Origin of the sequence: uncultured Desulfovibrio sp. (genome assembly GCF_910584445.1) — a bacterium.
Classification (GTDB): Bacteria; Desulfobacterota; Desulfovibrionia; order Desulfovibrionales; family Desulfovibrionaceae; genus Desulfovibrio.
In genome coordinates, this window is sequence record NZ_CAJUBO010000013.1 from 51,921 (window position 1) to 72,814 (window position 20,894).

20 protein-coding genes and 3 tRNA genes are annotated in these 20,894 nt (G+C 69.4%); 20 read left to right on the top strand and 3 right to left on the bottom strand.

What is annotated here, in order from left to right; all coding sequences use genetic code 11:
• The gene (locus tag QZ294_RS07570) at positions 1-927 is read left to right on the top strand and encodes an NAD(P)-dependent oxidoreductase (protein ID WP_297048556.1); all 927 of its coding nucleotides are present in this window, start codon (positions 1-3) and stop codon (positions 925-927) included.
• 154 nt (positions 928-1,081) lie between these two features.
• Here QZ294_RS07570 and folE2 read toward each other — a convergent pair whose 3' ends face one another.
• The 3 genes from folE2 to QZ294_RS07585 form a co-directional block, all read right to left on the bottom strand.
• Entirely contained in the window at positions 1,082-1,882 is an 801-nt protein-coding gene (gene folE2, locus QZ294_RS07575; protein WP_297048558.1) for a GTP cyclohydrolase FolE2, read from the bottom strand.
• A gap of 39 nt (positions 1,883-1,921) precedes the next feature.
• Positions 1,922-2,341, bottom strand: coding sequence for a nickel-responsive transcriptional regulator NikR (gene nikR / locus QZ294_RS07580; RefSeq protein ID WP_297048560.1), 420 nt, complete (start codon positions 2,339-2,341; stop codon positions 1,922-1,924).
• Positions 2,342-2,499: 158 nt separating this feature from the next.
• Positions 2,500-3,180 carry a methyltransferase domain-containing protein gene (locus QZ294_RS07585; protein WP_297048592.1) on the bottom strand — a complete coding sequence of 227 codons (681 nt, stop codon included), beginning with the start codon at positions 3,178-3,180 and terminating at the stop codon, positions 2,500-2,502.
• Between the two features lie 122 nt (positions 3,181-3,302).
• On the opposite strand from QZ294_RS07585, the gene QZ294_RS07590 reads away from it, so the two are divergent.
• From QZ294_RS07590 to QZ294_RS07680, 19 genes are all read left to right on the top strand, one after another.
• A complete protein-coding gene (locus tag QZ294_RS07590) occupies positions 3,303-3,791 on the top strand; it encodes a CvpA family protein (protein ID WP_297048562.1) in 489 nt (162 codons plus the stop codon).
• 21 nt (positions 3,792-3,812) lie between these two features.
• Positions 3,813-4,631 (top strand): nucleoside triphosphate pyrophosphohydrolase, encoded by an 819-nt coding sequence (gene mazG, locus QZ294_RS07595; protein WP_297048564.1) that lies wholly within the window; start codon positions 3,813-3,815, stop codon positions 4,629-4,631.
• A gap of 2 nt (positions 4,632-4,633) precedes the next feature.
• Positions 4,634-6,637 (top strand): hypothetical protein, encoded by a 2,004-nt coding sequence (locus tag QZ294_RS07600; protein WP_297048566.1) that lies wholly within the window; start codon positions 4,634-4,636, stop codon positions 6,635-6,637.
• Positions 6,638-6,718: 81 nt separating this feature from the next.
• Positions 6,719-8,788, top strand: coding sequence for a hypothetical protein (locus tag QZ294_RS07605; protein ID WP_297048567.1), 2,070 nt, complete (start codon positions 6,719-6,721; stop codon positions 8,786-8,788).
• A gap of 379 nt (positions 8,789-9,167) precedes the next feature.
• On the top strand, positions 9,168-9,851 hold the full coding sequence (gene rimP / locus QZ294_RS07610; RefSeq protein WP_297048569.1) for a ribosome maturation factor RimP: 684 nt from the start codon (positions 9,168-9,170) through the stop codon (positions 9,849-9,851).
• The gene (nusA, locus tag QZ294_RS07615; protein ID WP_297048571.1) at positions 9,841-11,184 is read left to right on the top strand and encodes a transcription termination factor NusA; all 1,344 of its coding nucleotides are present in this window, start codon (positions 9,841-9,843) and stop codon (positions 11,182-11,184) included. The genes rimP and nusA overlap by 11 nt, the downstream gene beginning before the upstream one ends.
• Entirely contained in the window at positions 11,177-11,449 is a 273-nt protein-coding gene (locus tag QZ294_RS07620; RefSeq protein WP_297048573.1) for a YlxR family protein, read from the top strand. The genes nusA and QZ294_RS07620 overlap by 8 nt, the downstream gene beginning before the upstream one ends.
• Positions 11,437-14,430 (top strand): translation initiation factor IF-2, encoded by a 2,994-nt coding sequence (gene infB, locus QZ294_RS07625; protein ID WP_297048575.1) that lies wholly within the window; start codon positions 11,437-11,439, stop codon positions 14,428-14,430. Before QZ294_RS07620 ends, infB begins: the two co-directional genes overlap by 13 nt.
• A gap of 257 nt (positions 14,431-14,687) precedes the next feature.
• On the top strand, positions 14,688-14,978 hold the full coding sequence (locus QZ294_RS07630) for a DUF503 domain-containing protein (protein WP_297048594.1): 291 nt from the start codon (positions 14,688-14,690) through the stop codon (positions 14,976-14,978).
• Entirely contained in the window at positions 14,965-15,990 is a 1,026-nt protein-coding gene (locus QZ294_RS07635; RefSeq protein WP_297048577.1) for a DHH family phosphoesterase, read from the top strand. The genes QZ294_RS07630 and QZ294_RS07635 overlap by 14 nt, the downstream gene beginning before the upstream one ends.
• Entirely contained in the window at positions 15,990-17,360 is a 1,371-nt protein-coding gene (locus QZ294_RS07640) for a trypsin-like peptidase domain-containing protein (protein ID WP_297048579.1), read from the top strand. The genes QZ294_RS07635 and QZ294_RS07640 overlap by 1 nt, the downstream gene beginning before the upstream one ends.
• Before the next feature lie 111 nt (positions 17,361-17,471).
• Positions 17,472-17,672 (top strand): ferredoxin, encoded by a 201-nt coding sequence (locus tag QZ294_RS07645; RefSeq protein WP_366140556.1) that lies wholly within the window; start codon positions 17,472-17,474, stop codon positions 17,670-17,672.
• A gap of 188 nt (positions 17,673-17,860) precedes the next feature.
• Positions 17,861-18,529 (top strand): YkgJ family cysteine cluster protein, encoded by a 669-nt coding sequence (locus QZ294_RS07650; protein ID WP_297048583.1) that lies wholly within the window; start codon positions 17,861-17,863, stop codon positions 18,527-18,529.
• Between the two features lie 3 nt (positions 18,530-18,532).
• Positions 18,533-18,955 (top strand): hypothetical protein, encoded by a 423-nt coding sequence (locus QZ294_RS07655; protein WP_297048584.1) that lies wholly within the window; start codon positions 18,533-18,535, stop codon positions 18,953-18,955.
• Positions 18,952-19,578, top strand: a complete 627-nt coding sequence (locus QZ294_RS07660) for a tetratricopeptide repeat protein (RefSeq protein ID WP_297048586.1) — start codon at positions 18,952-18,954, stop codon at positions 19,576-19,578. Before QZ294_RS07655 ends, QZ294_RS07660 begins: the two co-directional genes overlap by 4 nt.
• 484 nt (positions 19,579-20,062) lie before the next feature.
• Positions 20,063-20,371, top strand: coding sequence for a pseudouridine synthase (locus QZ294_RS07665; RefSeq protein WP_297048588.1), 309 nt, complete (start codon positions 20,063-20,065; stop codon positions 20,369-20,371).
• 211 nt (positions 20,372-20,582) lie between these two features.
• Positions 20,583-20,657 (top strand) — tRNA-Gly (locus QZ294_RS07670).
• 7 nt (positions 20,658-20,664) lie between these two features.
• Positions 20,665-20,738 (top strand) — tRNA-Cys (locus tag QZ294_RS07675).
• A 79-nt stretch (positions 20,739-20,817) separates the two neighbouring features.
• A tRNA-Gly gene (locus QZ294_RS07680) sits at positions 20,818-20,892 on the top strand.
• The last annotated feature ends 2 nt before the right edge of the window (positions 20,893-20,894 follow it).

Sequence of the window (20,894 nt, forward strand, 5' to 3'; positions counted from 1 at the left end):
ATGAAAATCCTGACCATTGGCGCTGCGGGCTTCCTTGGTTCCTTTGTGTTGAAGGAACTGACGGCCACAGGCTGCGAACTTGCAGGCGCGGATTTTAAGGACAAGCCGGCTGAGTTGCCTGCGACCATCGCCTACAGGCATGTTGACGTGACGGATTTTGAAAATGTCCGGGAAGTGGTGGCCTGGGCCAAGCCCGACACGGTCATCAACCTTGCGGGCCTTTTGACGAACATCTGTGCGAGCAATCCCTTTCAGGCCACGCGGGTCAATGTCATGGGCGCGGCCAATGTGCTTGAGGCCTCACGTCTCAATGGCGTGAAAAGGGTGGTGTTCGCCTCCAGCGCCGGGGTCTGCTCCCCGGATCGCATCGACACCCGCGAAACGCGCCCGGTGTCACCGCAGGTCTCCATGTATGGAGCGACCAAGTTTTATGACGAAGTCCTCTGCCGCCAGTATGAGCAAAATTTCGGCATGGAAACCGCTTCCCTGCGCTACAGTCTCATTTACGGACCCGGTGACGTTTCCACCCCAGGCAATGCCCAGCGCCTGAAAAATATTGAAAGCTGCGTCCTCGGGAAGGATGTGGTCATTGACGACGCCTCGGCAGAGGATCGCGTGCACCTGCTGCACGTTGCCGATGCGGGCCGCGCCACCGCCATGGCGGCCACCAGCGCTGCTCCTGTTTCCGGCGCCTACAATATTTCCGGCCCGCTGGGAGACTTCCTGTCGTTCGGGGAAATCGTGGACATCCTCAGGGCGGCCTTCCCGGAAGCAGGCCAGGTCATGTTTGGCAAGGGCGCCGCGCCCCAGGAGTTTGGACTCTACTCGCACAGGAAGGCCCGGGAGGCCTTTGGCTATGTTCCGCACATCAACGCGCGCGTAGGCCTGGTGGAGAATGGCAAAAACCGCTTGCAAAAAGCGGGATAGCCGCCGGCAGTGTTGCGGCGTCCCTTGCCCGTGCAGCGGGGATGATCGGCGATGATTTCCACGCACAGGCGCACGGCGCACACGGCAAGGCCGGTCCATTGGCGTCATCGCCCACGCGTGACAGGGCGCGGACATCTGCCGCTGGATATGCCGCTCACCGCCGCCGCGCCTCCCCGCTCTGGGCCGCAGGCCCGCGTTCGATACGCGCGAACGCGTTGTGGTTGTGGATGGACTCCATGCTCTCCACCTCCACGGTGAACCAGGCCACCCGCGGGTGGCGCTCCAGCTCCCGGGCCACCGCGCGCACCACGTCCTCCACAAAGGCGGGGCGGGAAAAGGCCTGTTCGGTGACGAACTTTTCATCTTCCCGCTTGAGCAGGGTATAGACAGCGGAGGAACCCGCCGCCTCGGCCAGCTCGATGAATTCCTCCAGCCAGACGAAGCCGGTGATGCGCGCGCGGATATGCACCAGGGCGCGCTGGCTGTGCGCGCCCTCCCGGCTGATGGCCTTGGAGCAGGGGCAGACGGTCATGACCGGCACGGCGAGTTCCAGAAGGAAGGTCTGGCCGTTGTCGTCCAGCTCGCTCGTCACGCGGCAGTCATAGGCAAGCGGCGCGGCGTCGCCGCGCGCGGGCGCGTTTTTGCGGACGAAATAGGGAAAACTGAAGCGCGCCCACGCGCGCCGCGCATCCAGCCGCTGGCGCACGCTCTCAAGCAGGCGCAGCACGGACTGGCGATCCAGCCCCTCGTCCCAGTCGTCCAGGGCCTGGACGAGACGGCTCATGTGCGTCCCCTTGCGGGCCGAGGGTAGGTCCACCCCCAGGTCCGCGCTGGCGACAGTGGCCTGGCTGCCCCCGGCGCGGTCGCGCACCCGCAGGGGCAGGCGCAGGCCGCGCACGCCCACGCGGTCGATATCGAGAGGAACTTCAGGCGTCCTGTTCTGCACGTCTTCCATGGAACCATTCCTTTTGTCGTCTGCGCGCCGCCATGCGGCTCAGGCCAGCTCCCGGCCCAGCGGCGCCGGGCTGAACGCGCCGTGGCGCACGCCCCGGCAGGAGACGAGCCTGTCCGCCAGCGCCTGCACGCGTCCGGCCTCGCCCCGAAGCACCAGCACTTCCAGGCAGTTGTCGTGATCGAGATGCACATGGGTGGCGGCCACGATGACATCGTGATCCTCATGCTGGAGATGCATGAGCCGCCGCGCCAGGTCGTGCTTGTGGTGGTCATAGACCAGGGTCAGCGTTCCGGCGGCCTGTCCGTCCGGCGTGCGCCATTCCGCTTCGCCCAGGGCGCGCCGGATGAGGTCCCTGAGGGCCTCGGAGCGGTTGCTGTAGCTCTTGCGGGCGCACAGGGCGTCAAAGGCGGCCAGCAGATCCTCGTCCAGCGAAACGCCGAAGCGCGTAAGCTTTCCCATACTCTCCCTCCCCGCGCGCGGCCCGGGCGGTCGCGCGGATGGATGATGCCCCGCCTGGCGGCGCCCGCCGGACGATGCGACCGGAACATCCGGCGGCAGACGCAGTGACGCCGTCGCTGCCGTCCTGGGTGAAGTCGTTGCGCCGCCGCGCCGGCCGCTCAGGAGCGCGTCAGTTCCCAGATGCCGATGGTCGGCGTGCCCTGGCCGTCCGGCGACGCCACAGTGGCCGTGTGGACGCGGCGCCCCGTCCAGCCTTCCCGTGCCAGAGCATGCAGAAATGCCTCATAGACCGAGCGCCCAGGCTCCGCCACCCAGACCGCGCCGCCCGGCGCCAGGGCATGGGCCAGCAGGCGCAGCACCGGCGCCACAAAGCGTTTCTCGTACATGATGTCGCCGCCCCAGATGCGCGTAAAGGCGCGCGCCGCAAGCGCGGGGCGCCGCCAGTCCATGAGCGCCCACAGGGGCTGCGGGACGCCATTGCCCGCGGCATTGCGCCGGGCGAAGCCGAGCGCCGCCTCTTCATAGTCCAGCGCCAGCACGCGGGCGCCGAGCCACTGGCCCACCAGGGCCGTCAGCCCCAGCCCGCAGCCCAGGTCCAGGCAGGGGCGTCCGGCAATGTCCGCGCGGCGCAGGGCGAGCCATTCGGCAAGCACCAGGCTGGAAGGCCAAAGCTCCGTCCAGTAGGGGATGCGCTCGTCCTCAAAGGCCGCCGCATCCTCGGTCATGGCATCCCAGAGCGCCTCGAGGTCGGCGGCCCGTTCCAGGCGCCAGTCGCGCCCCGCGCAGTGGGCCGTGATCCATGCGCCACCGGTGATGGTCCCTGCCGTTGGTCGTGTCATCCGGCAACGATAGCCCAAGGCGGCGCCGCTGTACACCGGCCGCAGCGGGCGCGCGCCGCGCGCCATTGTCTCTCCCGGCGCCTTCTGCTATGGTCTCGCCGCACATGCGGGGAGGCAGGCTCATGGGACAGGACATTTTCGATCTCGTCATCATCCTCACGCTTGTCTTCTTCACCCTGCGCGGCGCGGGTGTTGGCCTGGTGGGCGAAGTGGCGGGCGTCGCCTCGCTCGTGGGCGGCTTCTGGGGCGCGCGGGCCTGGCACGGGCTTGTCTCGCCCCATCTGACCTTCATCAGCGCCGAAGGCTGGCGCACGCCCGTGGCCTATGGCCTGGTCTTCGTGGGCGTCATGCTCGGCGTGGGGCTGATCGCGCGCCTGCTCAGAAAGGCGGTGGCGCTGTCCTTCGCGTCCTGGGCGGACAGGCTTGCCGGGGCGTTTTTCGGCCTTGCCAAGGGTGTCCTCATCTGGGCGCTGGTGCTCATTGTGGCGGAAAAATTTTTCCAGAACGACGCCTTCATGCGCGATTCCCGCGTCATGCCCTATTTCCACGCCCTTGTGGCGCAGCTGCGCGCGTGGCTGCCGCCGGACATCGCGGCGCGGTTCGGCATCTGACGCGGCAGTGGAGTGGATGCCATGGAAGATCCGGGATGCGCCGCCCTCGGCGCCCTGCGGGACGTGATCGACCGCCTGACGGCGCCCGACGGCTGCCCCTGGGACAGGGAGCAGACGCCTGAAAGCCTGGCGGAATACCTCATCGAGGAAAGCCACGAACTCGCCGCCGCCCTCAAGGCCGGCGATGTGGCGGGCGCGCGCGAGGAACTGGGCGATGTGGCGTTCCTCCTGCTCTTTGTGGCCCGCCTTTTCGAGCGCAAGGGGCAGTTTTCCCTGGCGGACGCGCTGGACGAAAACCGCGCCAAGATGATCCGCCGCCATCCGCATGTCTTTGCCGGCGAGACCTTTCCCGACCTGGACGCCCAGCTCGCCCGCTGGGAGGCCATCAAGCGCGCCGAGCACGAGGCGTCCGGCGCCCCGCAGGGGCTGTTCGCCAGCCTGCCGCCCAGCCTGCCGCCGCTCATCAAGGCCTACCGCATCCATTCCAAGGCCGCCCGCGTGGGCTTTACCTGGGCCGCCGACGAGGAGGTGGAGCAGCAGGTGGAGTCCGAGTGGCTGGAATGGCTCGATGTGGCCGCCGGCGACGACACCGCCGCGCAGCGCCACGAACTGGGCGACATGCTCTTCAGCCTGGTGGAGCTGGGACGCCGCAAGGGCATCAAGGCCAACGACGCGCTGGACGCCGCCACGGCCCGGTTCCTGCGGCGTTTTGCCCGCATGGAGGAACTGGCGCGCGGGCGCGGCCAGGACTTCACGGCGCTTTCCCTCGACGAGAAGGACGAACTCTGGAACGAGGCCAAGGCCGAGGAGACGCCCGGCGGCGCCGGGGCGGAGGCGTAGCCGTGAAGGCCGGGCGTCCCGTTCCGGGCGCCCCGTTCCTGTGCGCCGTGCTGTGCGCCCTGGCGGTCTGCATGGCCGGCGGCTGCGGGCGCCGGGCGCCGGCACTGACGCCGCCGCCCGCGAGCAACGGCCTGCCGCGCGCCGATCCCGGCTATCTGCAATGGCTGGAGCGCCAGTCCATGCTGGGGCGCGTCCCGGAACTGGCGGCCCAGGTCTCGGGCACGGAGCGTCTCTGGCATAACAGCAGCACGGCCCGGCGCGTGCCGGTGCTGTTGCGCGCCGCTCCCAACTGGCTCGCGCTGGACGCCCGCGTCCTTGCCTCAGGCACGCCCCTCTTTCGCGCGCTGCATTCGGCGCGCCTGCCGGAACGGCTCCCGGCGCTGGGGCTGGAGGGGCTTTTTCTCGCGCCTGTCGGCGAACAGGGCGACGTCTGGACGGCCAGGAGCGCCGCCGGGGGACAGCCCCGCGGACGCGCGGCCACGGCGGCCGCCTCGTTCATGCCCGATCCCGCATGGGGCAGCGGGGAAGACTTCGCCCGCCTGGCGGAAATGGCGGAAGCGGCGGGGGTCCAGACAGGGGGCGAGCTGCCTCCGGCCGCCACCGGCCTCGGGCCGGACTTCATGCTCCAGGCCCGGCAGGCGCCGCGTTTTGGCGGTGTCTATGCCATGATCTCCGTGCCGCGCGAGGCCTGGGGCGATTTGCCCGAAGCCGCGGAAGAATGGGACTGCCGCCCTCTGGAACCCGAAGCCGTCGCCCGTCTGGCCGACCGTGGCCTCCTGCCGCCCGCGCTCATGCGCGACCGGCTGGCCTGGGCCGCGCCATCGGGCTGGGCCGCCACCGGCGAAGTGCGCGGAGTGGACGGCCAGCTTCGGCGCTGGGTCTATCGCCACGGACCGGCGGTATTGCGGCCCGTCCTGCACTGGCAGGACCCCGGCGGCCAGGCGCGGCGCATTTTTTCGGCAGCCAGCATCCTGCAGACCGGCCTTGAGGGGCAGACGCTCACCGGTCTCAGGTTCGAGGCGCTCATGGGGCTTGATGTGCCGCCGGCGGAGGGGGCTTCCGGCGGGGACGGGAGCGCCCCCGACCGCGCGGCCCTCACGCCCGGCCTGGAAGCCCTGGACGAGGCCGCGCGCGAGATCCACCGCTACGGCGGCTGGGCCATGCAGGCGGATGCCCTGCCCGCGGCGCTTGCGCCCCTCGTGCTGGACGGGCCGGTGGATTTCACCCGGGATGCCGCCACGCCCGCGGCCGCGGCCCGCGCCCTGCGGGAGGGCGACGCCGCGCCGCTGGCCGCCGCCCTGCGCGCGGCCCTTGACGCGGGCATTGAACAGCGCCGGTGCGCGCGCGGACCGGATGCCCCGGGCGGGTTCGCGTCCGGGACGCGGGGGGACACGGCCGCCTCCCTGGCCCTGCGCGCCCTGGGGCTGCCCGCGCGCATCCCCGCCGGCGCCGGAGAGCGGCGCGCCCTGCGCGATGCCTGTCTCTTCCTGCTCGGCTGGCGCATCGGCCTGCCCGGACTCGCGTTTTTCAGCCCCGCGGAGCTTGCCGGGGCGCTGCCGCCGGAAGGCGGCGGCGACGGCGTGACGCCGGTGTGGGACGAAACGCCGGGCCGCGCGGGCGCCGCGCCGCCCATGCCGCTCGCCTTCGGCGCCCTGGCGGAGCAGGAGGGGGACGACGGCAGCTTTTTGCGCGCCGTGAGCCGTCTGCTGCTCGCCCGCAAGGCAACGGGGCTTGCGCTGGGCGAGCTTGTGGCCGTGAGCGGCGGCAGGGACGGCTGGGTGGCAACGGTCAGTTCCCTGCCTGAAGGCGGCATGTGGCTCGTCGTGGGCAATGCCTCGCCGCGCCGGCGCGCGCTCTCCGTACCGCTGCCCCGGCCGGCGCGTTCCGCGAGGGATGCGGCGCCGGATGCCTCCGGCCGGGCGCCGCGTCTTGCCGCCGGCGGCCGCGCCGTGGAGGTGGAGCTTGACGGTCGGCAATGCCGCCATGTACTTCTGGAGAAGCAATGAAGCCCGCGTCCGGGGATGCCGTGACGCGCGGGTCCCCGGATCGGGGCAATGTCGGGACACATATATTCCAAGGAGCCAGCCATGAACGACGCTGCGAACCCCACCGGCAAGGATGACGGCCCGGTGACGGCACCTTCCCCTTCCGGCGCCGGGCCTTCCGGCGCGTCGTCCGTGACGGCGGGATCCGAACCCGGCGCGCCGGGGCAGGAAGCCGCCGCCTCCGTTGCGACTGGCGCGGCAGAAGGCGGCAGCCGCCACGGCGACACCGTCGCGGAGGCCATGGCGGCCGCGGAAGCCGCCGAACGCGCCGGCGATGCCCGGCGGCCCGACCGTTGCGAGCGTGTTTTCCGCGCCCTGGCCCATGCCGGGCCGCTCTTCCTCCTGCTGGTGCTTGCCGCCCAGGTCTGGCCCGATTTCTGGCACGCCGCGCGCGGCGATGCCCTCTACTGCCCGGCCGAGGCGCGGAACATCGAGGCCTTTTTCCTCTCCATGGCGCAAAGCGCGTGGCTCACGCCCGGCGCGGACGGCGTGGCCCACTGGCCGTTCTTCACCTGGTTCCTGGGCATGCTCGCGCCGCTTCCGGTCATGCTCACGGGTTCGACCGACCTGCTCTTCCCCCTTGCCGGGGCGCTGGGCGCGGCCCTGGCCCTGCTGGCGACCTGGGGCCTGGCGCGCGCGGCGGGCTTCGGCGCGCAGGCGGCCCTGGCGGCGGGGCTGCTGCTCCTGGCCGCGCCGCTCTTCGCGCCCCTGGGGCATTTCACCGGGCCGGCGGCGCTGGCGGCGGCGCTCATGGTGTTTTCCCTCGTCTGTTTCTGCCGGGGCTGGCAGGCGGAACGCGCCTGGTGCGCCCTGCCCGCGGGCTTTGCCCTGGCCGGTCTTGCCGGTCTGGCGGGCGGTCCCTTCCACCTTGCGCTGCCCCTGGTCGCGAGTGTCTGTTTTCTCGTCTGGCGCGGCGGGTTCCGGCGCGCCCAGGCCCTGGACGCGCTGCTGGGCTTCCTGCTCCTGCTCCTCCTGCTGGGGGCGTGGCTCGCGGCCATCATGCTCGGCGAGGATGACGGCGGCTACCTGCACCAGCTCTTTGCCGGGGCCGCGCAAAAGCCGTGGCCGCTGCCGCCGCTCTGGTGGCTGGCCGCCGCGCTGGCGACGGCGGGGCTTGTCCCCTGGATACTGGCGGTGTTCGGCGTTTCCTGGGTGCGGGTGCTGCGCGAGGCGCCCCGCAGCCTTGCCGCGTCGCGCCGCGCGGGCGGCGCCGCCCTTGTCTGGATCAGCCTGGCGCTCGGGCTGCTGTTCACGCCCTGCATCCCCGCCGCCGAGGCCCAGATGACGGCTGTGGCCCTGGCCTGTGTGGCCGCCCCGCTTCTGGGCAAGGCCATCCTTGCCCTTCCGCGCCTGGGCGGCCATCTGCTCTATGCCTGCGCCGCCCTGCTGCTGCTGGGAGCGGGCCTGCTCCTGCTCGGCGCGAGTTTTGAACTGACGCAGGGCGCGCTGGCGCGGATGTTGCCGGTCATTCCTGACGCGCAGATCCTGGCCGCCCTCCGGGGCATGCCGGGGCTGCCCCTGCTGGGTGGCCTCTGCCTGCTGGCGGCCGTGGTCATGGCGCGTTTTGTGCGTGGCGAACATGGCGGCGGGGGCCTCGTGGCGGCCTCGGTGATGGCCGTCCTGCTCACGCAGCCGGCCACACTCCTGCTGGCGCCCCAATTGGGGACAGTGCCCGCCGCCGGCCTGCAAACGCTGGCCGCCGTCCAGAAGGCGGCCCAGGCGCGCCTTGCGCCCCGGCAGGCGCCCGGGGAGCATGAAGGCGCCCCAGCGGTCCCGCCCGCTCCCGAGACCGGCGCCGCGCCGGAAGCCGGCGGCATGACGGCACCGGCCATGCCCGAGCCTGTGGTTCCCGTTGCGCCGTCCACGCCGGACCCTGCCGACACGCCGGCGCAGGCTGCGCCTCCGGCCGCGCCCGCGACGCCGGACGCGGGAGCAGCCCCTGACGCGGCCCCGCAGGCAAGTCCCGAAGCCGCCCCCCGGACGGTTCCCGAAACCGGGACCGCGCCCGAAGTGCCGCCGTCTCCAGAAGCGGAAAAGGGGGACGCGGCGCCCGGACCGGGCCGCGCGCTTCCCCCCGCAGCGTCCGGCGCGGAGGACGTGACCAGGCTCTGAAGCCCATGGATGTCCGGCTGTTGCAATTCCGGACGTTGGCGACCCTTTCCTTCGGCGGTTGACGCACGCGGCGTGCGCGGGCATGCCGTGTGCCCCGGCTGTGGAAAAGGGCGGGGGCGCCTTCGTTGCGTGTGTGCCGCTTTGCGCTTGACAGCGGTGGGGAAAGCGCGTATCCATGCTCCGTTCAAGTGGTCGTGCCCCGTGTTTTCTGGCTTTCAGGGCCGGCCGCTGCGTCCTCGAACGGGAGTGCGGGTCCGCCCGCGCGCGATCGCGCCCGGCGCGTCCGCGGTGTCCGTTCATGCGGGGAGGCCTTGAGAGGCCCCCTTTTTTTTGTCCCGGCGCCGGGCCGCATGCGTTGTCGCGCCCCCGCCCATGGAGAATGCCGAACGCCATGCCGGAAAGCCTTGAGGAAACCGTCACCCGTCTCGTGACGCCGCTTGTCCGCGCCCAGGGTCTGGAACTCTGGGGGGTGGAGGTCCTGCACAGCGGCCGTTTCACAGTGCGCGTCTTCGTGGACCTGCCCCGCGCGGCGGGCGCGACGGGCGCCGCTCCGGCAGCCGCCGGGACGGGTCCGGATCTCGCGGAGTCCGGTTCGGCCAGCATCGGCCAGTGCGAGGAGATTTCCCGGCAGCTGGGCCTTGCCATGGATGTGGAGGACTGCATGCCCGAGGCCTGGGTGCTGGAAGTTTCCTCCCCCGGCTTTGACCGTCGATTTTTCACGCTTGACCAGCTCGTCCCCTATGTGGGCGACCTGCTGGAGGTGCGGCTTGCGGCGCCGGTGAGCGCCGCCGGGGAAAACGGCGCCGCGCCGCGCATGCGCTGGCGCGGCAGGCTGCTCGCCGTGGACGCCGAAGGGTTTTCCCTGGAGCCGTGCGCGCTTTCTCCCGAAGGGGAGGTGCGCCCCGAAGGGCAGCCCCCCGTGCGGCTGCCGTGGTCGGAGGTGCGCCGGGCCGCGCGGATCCCCGTTTTTCAGAAGCCCGTCAAGCCCGGCAAGGGGCGGGGCCGCCATCCCAGCCAAGCCTGCCGCGCCCGCGCGGCAGCCGGAGGCAGACATGAATCTTGAACTCAAGAAGGCCATTGACCAGATCAGCAAGGACAAGGGCCTTGACCGCGACATGCTCATCGACACCCTGGAAGAGGCCGTGCGGATGTCCGTGCTGCGCCGCTTCAGCGAGGACATGGACGTGGAAGTGACCTATAATGACGATACCGGTGACATTGAGGTCTATCAGTTCAAAATCGTGGTCGAGGACGGCGACGTTGCCAATGAGGATACCCAGATCGCCCTGGCCGAAGCCCGCGAGCACGATCCCTCGGTCCAGCTGGACGACGAGATGGGCTTCCGCGTCAAGGTGGAGGACCTGGGCCGCATCGCCGCGCAGTCGGCCAAGCAGGTCATCATCCAGCGCATGCGCGACGCCGAGCAGGAGATCATCTACGAGGAATACAAGGACCGCGTGGGCGAGATCGTCTCGGGCATCGTCCAGCGGCGTGACAAGGGCGGCTGGGTGGTCAACCTCGGCCGCACCGAGGCCATCCTGCCCCGGGAGGAGCAGATCCCGCGCGAGCACTACAAGCGCGGCGACCGCCTTCAGGCGCTCATCATCGATGTGCGCAAGGAGGGGCGCGGCCCGCAGGTCGTCATTTCGCGCGCGCACCGCGACTACATGGCGGCGCTCTTCCGCCGCGAGGTGCCCGAGGTGGACGACGGCGTGGTGCAGATCATGGGCGTCGCGCGCGACCCCGGCTCCCGGGCCAAGGTGGCCGTCATCTCGCGCGAGCGCGATGTGGACCCGGTGGGCGCGTGCGTGGGCGTGCGCGGTTCGCGCATCCAGAACATCGTGCAGGAGCTTCACGGCGAGCGCATCGACATCGTGGTCTGGAGTCCGGACATCGCCACCTATGCGCGCAATGCCCTGGCGCCGGCCCTGGTTTCGCGCATCGTGGTGGACGAGGAGGAGAACCTGCTGGAAGTCATCGTGCCCGATGACCAGCTCACCAACTCCATCGGCCGCAAGGGGCAGAACGTCAAGCTTGCGGCGCGGCTGCTCGGCTGGAAGGTCGATATCTTCACCGAGACCCGCTACAACGAGGCCAATGCCATCGGTCACGGACTCGAACAGGTGGCGAGTGTGGCCGAAGTTTCCATCGAGGCCCTGCTGGCGGCGGGCTATTCCTCGCTGACCGCCCTGCGCGCGGCCACGGACGGGGAACTTTCCGACAAGCTCGGCATCAGCGAGGCGCGCATCTCCGACCTGCGCTCGGCCATCAACTTCCTTGCGCCGGTGGTGGAGGAAGACCCCGAGCCGTCGGATGTGAGCCTGGCGCTGCCGGAAGCGGGGGAAACGGCGCCGGCGGAAGGTGACGGCGCCGGGACGGACGGCGGGCATGCCTGAGTCCGGTGCGGACGGCGGCCCGGTGCGGATGTGCGTCATCTGCCGCCGCCGTTTTGCCAAGGCGGCCCTGCGCCGCCATGTGCTGACGCCGGAAGGACGTTTGATCATTGACGAGACGCACGCCAGCCCGGGCAGGGGCTGGTATCTGTGTTCCGATCCTGCCTGCGAACGCAGGTTCGCGAACTACAGGCCGGGAACGCGGCATTCGGGGCGGCGCGCACGCGCTGCCGCCGGGACGAGCAAGGGGGCCATATGGCAGAAATGAAGATCAAGGTGAAGGATCTCGCCAGCGAGCTTGACGTGCCTTCCAAGGACATGCTCCGCGCCCTGCGCGAGCTTGGGGTCTCGGCCAAGAGCATGGCCGGCTCCCTCGAGCCGGACGAGGCCGGGCGCCTGCGCGCGCACTTTGCCGCCCGCAAGGAGAGCGCGGTGGAATGCACCACTGTCCAGCCCAATGTCATCGTCCGCCGCCGCCGCAAGGAAAGCTCCCCGGCTCCGGAAACTCCGGCGCCGGCTGAAGCCGCCGCCCCCGCTCCGGAAGCGGAGCGGGAACCGGAGGCGGAACCGGCGCCGCCCGCGGAAGCCGTTGCCGCGGCTCCGGCCGCAGGGTCCGCCGCTCCCGCGAAAGAGCCTGTGCCCGCCCCCGAGGCCGCGCCCCGCCGTCCCGCGGGTGCGCGGGTCATCAGCCGGCCGGGCCAGGATGCCCCGGCGCGAAAGGTCGCTGAAAAAGTCGCGGACCCGGCGCCCGCGGAAGCGTCCGCGCAGAAGGCTCCCGCCGAACCGGCGCCTGCCGCGCCGGATGCCCCTGCGCCGGATGCCGCCGCGCGGGAGGAGTCCACCGCCCCGGCGCAGGACCCCGCGTCCGGAGCGTCGCGGACGGACGAACCCGAAGCCGTGCCCGCGGCTCCCGCCGAACCGGCGGAAAAGGGCGCCAAACTTTCCCGCATCGCGCGGCCGGACGCCTCGGCCGTGCCTGAAGGCTCCTCGGCGCCGACCCTGCCCCCGCGCAGCGAAACGCGCCGCGACGCCGATGCCGACGGGGACGGCGGCGAAGAGCGGCCGCGCGGCACCGTCCGGCAGGAAGCCGCGCCGCAGGTGCGGATCATTTCTCGGCCCGCGCCCGGCAGTCAGCCGCGTCCCGCCCCGGCGGGGGCGCCCGGCGGCCGTGGCGGCTATCGCGATGGTCAGCGCCCCGGCGGCGGCTACGGGCAGCGGCCCGGCGCTTCCGGCGCGGGCAGGCCCGGCGGTTTCGGCGCCGGACGGCCCGGCGCGCCCGCGTTCGGCCAGCCCGCTCCCGGGCAGGCCGACAGCCGTGACGGCCAGAGCAAGAAAAAGCGTCTCAAGGGCCGCCGCACCGTGGACTTCCAGCAGGGCGATTTCGGCCGGCATGGCGACGACGAGGAGGGCCTGCGCCTCAATCGCGGCCGGGGCCGTCGCAAGGGCAGCAAGCCCCAGGCCGCGCCGCAGGCCACCCAGCCCATCAAGGCGGCCAAGCGCAAGATCCGCGTGACAGAGGCCATCCGCGTGGCGGACATGGCCCACCAGATGGGGCTCAAGGCCAACGAGATCATCAAGGTGCTCTTCGGGCTTGGGGTCATGGCTACCATCAACCAGTCGCTGGACATCGACACCGCCACGCTGGTGGCGGCCGAGTTCGGCTACGAGGTGGAAAAGGCCGGCTTCTCGGAAGAGGACTACCTCATGCCCAAGGAGGCCGACGCGCCCGAAAGCCTCCGTCCCCGGCCGCCGGTGGTGACCATCATGGGCCATGTGGACCACGGCAAGACCTCGCTGCTCGACGCCATCCGCAAGTCCAACGTGACCGGCGGCGAGGCGGGCGGCATCACCCAGCATATCGGCGCCTACCATGTGAAGACCAAGCGTGGCGAGATCGTCTTTCTCGATACGCCGGGCCATGAGGCGTTCACGGCCATGCGCGCGCGCGGCGCCCAGGTGACGGATCTCGTCATCCTGGTGGTGGCGGCGGATGACGGCGTCATGGAGCAGACGCGCGAGGCCATCAACCACTCGCGCGCGGCCAACGTGCCCATCATGGTGGCCGTCAACAAGATGGACAAGCCCGGCGCCGACCCTGACCGCGTGCTGCGCGAGCTGGCCGAGCTGGGGCTTCAGCCGGAAGACTGGGGCGGCGACACCATCGTGGCCCGCGTTTCCGCCAAGACCCGCGAGGGTCTGGACGACCTGCTCGAACTCGTGGCCCTGCAATCGGAAATCATGGATCTCAAGGCCAACCCCGACAAGCCCGCGCGCGGCCATATCGTGGAGGCGCGGCTGGACAAGGGGCGCGGCCCGGTGGCTACGGTCCTCATCCAGGAGGGCACGCTCCGCCAGGGCGACAACTTCGTCTGCGGGCAGTTCTCGGGCCGCGTGCGCGCGCTCACCAGCGATCAGGGCAAGAAGGTCAAGGAGGCCGGGCCTTCCATCCCGGTGGAGGTGCAGGGCTTTGAGGGCGTGCCCGAGGCCGGCGAGGAATTCCTTGTGGTCGCCGACGACAAGGTGGCCCGCCGCATCGCGGATTCGCGCGCGGTGCGCCAGCGCGAGCATGATCTGCGCTCCGAGGCGCGGGTCACGCTGGAATCCTTCCTGTCGCAAAGTCCCGCGGACCAGGAGGCCAAGACCCTCAACCTCGTGCTCAAGGCCGACGTGCAGGGCACGCTGGAGGCCATCACCGAGGCTCTGAACAAGCAGAGCACGGACAAGGTCAAAATCAGCGTGGTGCATGGCGGCACGGGCGCCATCAGCGAGTCGGACATCCTGCTCGCCTCGGCCTCCCGGGCCATCATCATCGGCTTCAACGTGCGGCCCGCCGCGCGCATCAAGGATGTGGCCGAGCGCGAGAATGTGGACATCCGCTTCTATGACATCATCTACAAGCTTGTGGATGACATCAAGAGCGCCATGGCCGGCATGCTCGCGCCGGTGCAGCGCGAGGTCTATCTCGGTCAGGCCGAAGTGCGCGAGACCTTCAGCGTGCCCAGGGTCGGCGTCATTGCCGGTTCCTATGTGGCGGACGGCAAGATCGCGCGCAACGCGGGCGTGCGCCTCCTGCGCGACGGCGTGGTCATCTATACCGGCAGGATCGCCTCGCTGAAGCGCTTCAAGGATGACGCGCGCGAGGTGGTCAAGGGCAATGAATGCGGCGTGGGCCTTGAAAACTTCAATGATGTCAAGATCGGCGACGTCATCGAGGCGTTCGAGACCGTGGAGGAGGCCGCCACCCTTTAGAGCATTTTGCTGAGGAAAATATCTGTAAAACAGATATTTTCCTCAGGTTTCGCTGCCTGCATTTCCCCGCAGAGCGGGACAAGCGGCGGAAAAGCGTGGTTTTCCGCCTTATTACGGCGCGTGCGTCTGCTCTCGCAGCCGCCAGAGCGTTACGCAATTTCATTGCGAAAACGCTCTTGCCCCGGACCGGGGCCGACCTTTCACCGGAGGCAGCGCCCCGCTGCCTCCGGCGCGTGCGACGGGAACCCCTCATGCCCATGTTCCTGGCGGTGCTGACCGTTGAATTCAGCCTGGACGGCAACGACAACCTCAAGGCCAAGCGCCGCGTGGCTAACAGCCTGAAGCAGAAGGCGCGCAACACGTTCAATGTTGCCATTGCCGAGGCGGGCACCGAGAACAGCCTCACCAGGCTCCGGCTGGCGGTCGTGTCCGTCTCCAACAGCGAGCGCCATCTGCGTTCGCGCATGGACAAATGCTGCCTCATGCTTGAGTCCGTCTCTCCCGAGGAAATGATCGACAGCGAGGTGGAGATCTATGCCGCTGATTGACGCCGTGCCGGAAAAATGGCGCGGCGATGCCCTGCGCGTGGCCGATGCCCTGCGCGGCCTGGATCGCGTGCTCGTCGCCGCGCATGTCAATCTGGATGGCGACGCCCTGGGTTCCATGGCCGCCGCCGGCTACCTGCTCGCGGCCATGGGCCGCAAGTTCGCGTTGTACAGCTCCACGGGACTGCCGGGCACGCTGGCCTTTCTGCCGCTGCCGGGCAGGCTCCACACCAGCCTGGCGCATCTGCCCTTTGCGCCGGAGAGCGCCCTGTTTCTCGATTGTGACGAAACGTACCGCCTGGGCGCGGAGCTGGCGCAGCAGGCGGACAGCATTCCCGGCATCAATATCGACCATCACCTCGGCGGCCCGGGCATGGGCAGCATCGCCAACTGGGTGGACCCCGGAGCCGCGGCCACGGCCGAGCTGATGGCCTGCGTGGCCCTTGCCCTGGAGCAGCCGCTCACAGGACCCCTGGCCGATTCCGTGGCCCTGGGGCTGATCACCGATACCGGCGGCTTCTGCCACGGCAATACCGATGCCGATGTCTTTGAGCTGTGCGCCCTGCTCGCCAGGGGCGGCTGCCGCATCTCGGACCTGCGCGAGCGGCTGGACAGCGGCTGGCGCATGGGCCGCCTGCGCCTCTGGAGCCGCCTGCTCGGGCGCGTGCGCCTGGCCTGCGATGAGCGGGTGGCCGTGTGCCCGGTCTTTCGGGAGGACCTGGAGGAATGTCATGCCTCCCGTGAGGAGATGGAAGGCATGGTGGACTGGTTCCGCCGCATCCAGGGCGTCCGGGTGGCGGCCCTGCTGCGCGAGGAAGGGCCGGAATGCTGCAAGTTCAGCCTGCGCTCGCGTGGCGGCGTGGATGTGCGCGCCATGGCAATGGCCCTTGGCGGCGGCGGCCACCGCAACGCCGCGGGCGGCACCGTTGACCTGCCCATGGCCGCGGCCGAGGCTGTCCTGCTGGAGACCGTGGGCGCGGCGCTGGCCCGCGAGCGGGACGCGGGGGCGCGGTGATGTCCGTCTGTTCCCGGCATGGCGCGCGACCTGGCGGGACGCGCGCTCTCGGCTTCGCCGCCGCCATCCTTTTCGCCGTCTGGGCGGGACTTTGCTGCTCCGGCGGCGCGGCCCGCGCCGTGTCCCCGGACAGCGCGCGCCTCACGCCCGTGGTGCGCGCCGTGCGCGCCGCCGCGCCCGCGGTGGTCAACATCACCAGCGCCCGGTTTGCGGAGCGCGGGCGCCGTTCGCCGCTGGAACGCTTTTTCGGCCCGCTGCCCGACCAGCTGGAGGGCGGCGCCCGCCAGAAGCGCGTGAGCCTCGGCAGCGGAGTCATCGTGGACGGCGACCGGGGCCTGGTGCTCACCAATGCCCATGTGGTGGCCGGCGGCGACGAGATCATGATCCATCTTCAGGACGGGCGCGAGTTTCCCGCGCGCATCCTGGGCGCGGAGCCGGATTTTGACCTGGCCGTGCTGGAGATCAGGGGCGCCTCGGGGCTGCCCTCGGCGCGGCTTGCCGATACGGGCGACCTCATGCCCGGCGAGACGGTGATCGCCATCGGCAATCCCTTTGGCTTCACGCATACGGTGACCACGGGCGTCATCTCCGCGCTGGGGCGTTCCCTCCGCAACGAGGGGGGCATGCTCACGGACCTCATCCAGACGGATGCGGCCATCAACCCCGGCAACAGCGGCGGCCCGCTCCTGGACCTGGACGGGCGCCTCATCGGCATCAATACCGTGCTGGACGCGCGGGGCGAGGGCATCGGTTTCGCCATTCCCGCGGGCAAGGCGCGCCGCGTCATGGAAGACATCATGGCCGGGAGCCGCGCGGCGCCGCTCTGGCTGGGCCTGCTCGGGCAGGATGTGGACGGGCGCACGGCGCAGGCTCTGGGGCTGGATGCGGCCGGCGTCCTCGTCCGCGAGGTGGTGCCGGGCACGCCGGCGGCAGGCGCGGGCATCGAGACCGGGGACATCCTCGTGCGCCTGAACGGCATGGCGCTCCGCGACGGGCGCGACCTTGTCAATGCCCTGCGTAACCAGACTTCCGGGGAGCGCGTGCGCGTTGTCCTGCGCCGCGCCGAAACGACGCGCACGCTCGACCTGACGCCCGTGCCGCTGGATGACGCCGCGGCGCGACGCCTTCTGGAGCGCCGCTGGGGCTTTGATGTCAGGGAAGGCAAGGGCGGTCTCGCGGTGGCGACGGTGCGGCCGGACGGACCCGCGGCCTTTCTGCGGCCCGGGGATGGCGTGGCCGGCGCGGCGGGGCGGCGCGTGCGTTCCCTCAAAGAACTGCTGGATGTGTTCCGGCGCGAACGCCTGGCGCCGGAGTCCATCCTGCAGATCGTGAGGGATGGCCGCGTCTATCAGGCGCGGATCGTGCCCTGAACCGGACCCCGGGAAGCCGGAAGAAATTCCCCGGCTACTTGACAGGCCCTTCCCGGAAAGCTATGCCTTGCTGGCGGAGGAGAACCGCCGCAAACGCAGAACATCAAATTTCTGGAGGAAACAATGGGCTACAATGTGACTGTCGATACCGACAAGTGCGTGGGCTGTGGCGAGTGCGTGGATGTCTGCCCCGTGGAAGTCTATCAGCTGAAGGACGGCAAGTCCGAACCTGTCAACGCCGAAGAATGCCTCGGCTGTGAATCCTGTGTCGAGGTGTGCGAGAGCAACGCCATCACCGTGGAAGAGCAGTAGTCCGTCCCCGCGGGGAGACCCCGCGGAGATCCGTTCTGGAGCGCCGCCGGACGCGCATGCCCGGTGGCGCTTGCCGTTTCCGCTCCCCGCCGCCGAGGCGGAGGAGGAAACGCGCGCCGTCCGCATCCGGCTCCCGGCGCGCCCGCACCGCATCCACACCCCGGCCCGGAGCACCGGCAGGAAAGCACATGATCCCAGACCTCAGCCCCATATTCGCCCGCTATACCGCCCTGCGGGACGAGGCGGACGCCGTCTTTGCCCGCGTTGCCGCGCAATATCCCGAGTGCGTGACCTGCCGCCAAGGCTGTAGCGATTGCTGCCATGCGCTCTTCGATCTTTCCCTGGTGGAGTCCATGGCCGTCAATGCCGCGTTCAACGCGGCCTTCGGGCATGGCCGCGAGCGCTCGGAGATCCTGACGCGCGCTTCGCAGATCGACCGCGCCCTCACCAGGCTCAAGCGGGAGATGTTCCGCGCGGAAAAGGATGGCGAAAGCCCCGAGTCCATCATGACCAGGGCCGCCGCCCTGCGTGAGCCGTGCCCGCTGCTTGGCCCGGACGACCGCTGCCTGCTCTATGCGGCGCGGCCCATCACCTGCCGCCTGTACGGCATCCCCACGGCCATTGGCGGGCAGGCGCATGTCTGCGGATTTTCCCGTTTTGACAAGGGGCAGTCCTACCCCACGGTCCAGCTTGACAGGTTCCAGGCGCGGCTGGATGCCCTCAGCCGCGAGATCGCCGAAACCGTCCAGTCCCGTTTTTCGGAGCTTGCCGAGGTCTATGTGCCGCTGTCCATGGCGCTGCTTACGCGCTACGACGAGGACTATCTCGGCATCGGCCCCGCCAGGCCGGAAGAGTGAGCCATGGGCGACGCTGATCCCCGCATCCCGGCATCCGCGCCCGGCGCCATGGCCGCGCGTCTTTTCGCGGAAGAGGTCCCGCGCGAACTGAGCGCCGAAGAAGCGCGCCTCAAGCGCGAGATCTACGAAAAGATGAACCCGCGGCGCCGCAAATTCGTGGACCGCCTGGGCTATGATCTCTGGGACCCGTTCCAGAGACCCAATGATCCTCTGGACATGCGTACGGACAGAAGCCAGCGCACGGCCCAGGAACTGCTCGACAGCTTTTCGCGCGCCGTCGGCGCGGCTTCGCGCGACCGGGCCTATCGCGCGGGCGTGGCCGAATGCGCCCTGGGCATCATCAACAAGGACGAAAAGTATCAGGGCATTTTCGATTTCTGCCTCTGGTATCATGAGCTTCTGAAACGGGAGGGACACCTGTCATGAAAGAACGCTACGACGATATCGACGAATATATCGCCGACCTCAAGGCCGAGATCGCGGTCAATGAAAAGTGCGCCAACCACTATTACAATCTTGGGCTGGCCTTCCTGAGCAAGCGCGATTTCGTGGCCGCCGAGGAGGCGTTCCTGGCGGCGCTGCGCAATTCTCCCCATCTGGCCGAGGCCTATGTCCAGCTGGGCGGCATCTGCCTTGAACGGGGGGATCTTGAGGGCTGCCTGCGCTATAATCAGGAGGCCGCCAATTCGCGGGCCAAATTTCCCATCCCCCAGAGCAATATCGCCTTTGTCCACCTCCAGCGCGGCGAACCGGACAAGGCCATCGAGGCGCTCTCCAAGGCGCTGAAATGGGATCCGGACTTCCTTCAGGCCAAGAACGCCCTGGTGACGGCCCATTTCATGAAGCGCGAACTGGACACGGCGGAAAAACTGTGCCGGGAGATCCTTGCCAGGGAACCGGGCTTTGCCCCCGCCTGGAACAACCTTGCCCTGGCGCTCTTTGAGCAGGGGCGCGCCGCCGAGGCGGGCGAAGCCGCCGACAAGGCCCTGGAACTCGGTTTTGAGGTTCCCGCGGGCTTTCTGGAGGAGCTGGCGGCCGCGCGCGGTTGATGCCGGCGCGGCGCGATGCCCCGGCTTCGGCGGGCATGCGGCGCCATTTTCGCGGAAACACCGGGACCGGATGCCGCGGGCGTCCGGGCCGGTGTTTTTTCTTCCCGGGGGCGGACAGAGGAATATCTTCGGGCATTTTGTGAGTGAAGATATCCATTTTCCCTCACGTTTCGCTGCCATCGCTTCAGCCGTTGCGACGCAGGAAGCTACGGATGAAGACAGTACCTGGTTCCTCGACACGCGATGCCAAGAAATCGCTGTCGCTATCCGTACGCGGCAGAGCCGCTAACGGCTACCGCATTTGGCGTCCGGAACGCGGTCTGGACGCTCCTTCGGCGCGGGCGCCAGCTCCCGCTGCCCCAGAGCGGTTTGGATGCTTTCAGTACCAAATCGCTCCATAGGCACGCTTCTTGCTAGAATAAGGGCGGACTGACAGCGGGCGGACATTTCTGCCGTTCCGCCCATTCGACGCAAGGAGCATATCATGGAAGTGCAGTTCCGCAGCCGCAATCACGATCTGGGCGCGTTTTTCCCCACCTTTCAGGAGCGTGTCAACGCCATGCTTCCGGCCGAGGGGCGCGCCGGAGGCGCCGCCGCCTCAGCCGCCGCGCCCGTGCTGGACACGGTGGAGGATCTGCCCGTCACACCGCATTATCCCGATAATGAGGAGGTGCGGATGACGCTCGCCCGGGTGGAGGAGGAAGCCGTGCTCCAGAGCGAGGAACTGGTCCAGGCGCACTCGGGACTCAATGAACAGCGCGTCGCCCGTCTGCTCGGCCTGCTGGACGACTAGGCATTTTGCTGAGGAAAATATCTGCACGACAGATGTTTTTCCCAGGTTTCGCTGCCGTCATCTTTCGGCGGGCGCGTTCCGGCGCGGGACCGGCCGATCGCGACCTCGTGCGCGATGCCTGCCGGGGGTCCATCTTTCCCCCGCTGTGGACGGGAAAAGCCGCCCGGAGCTTGACAGTTTTGGAGGGAAAGCGTAGCTTGGCCTTCTTCGAGCGGGAGTAACTCAGTGGTAGAGTGCAACCTTGCCAAGGTTGAAGTCGCGGGTTCAAATCCCGTCTCCCGCTCCAGAACATTGGCGGCATAGCCAAGTGGTAAGGCAGAGGTCTGCAAAACCTCCATCTCCAGTTCAAATCTGGATGCCGCCTCCAGTTTTTTCTTCGGCGGTCATATGGCCGCGGACGGACAATGCGCTCCGTCTTCCGCCCCTCTGCGGGCGGTGCGCTCCATGCGGGAGTAACTCAGTGGTAGAGTGCAACCTTGCCAAGGTTGAAGTCGCGGGTTCAAATCCCGTCTCCCGCTCCACC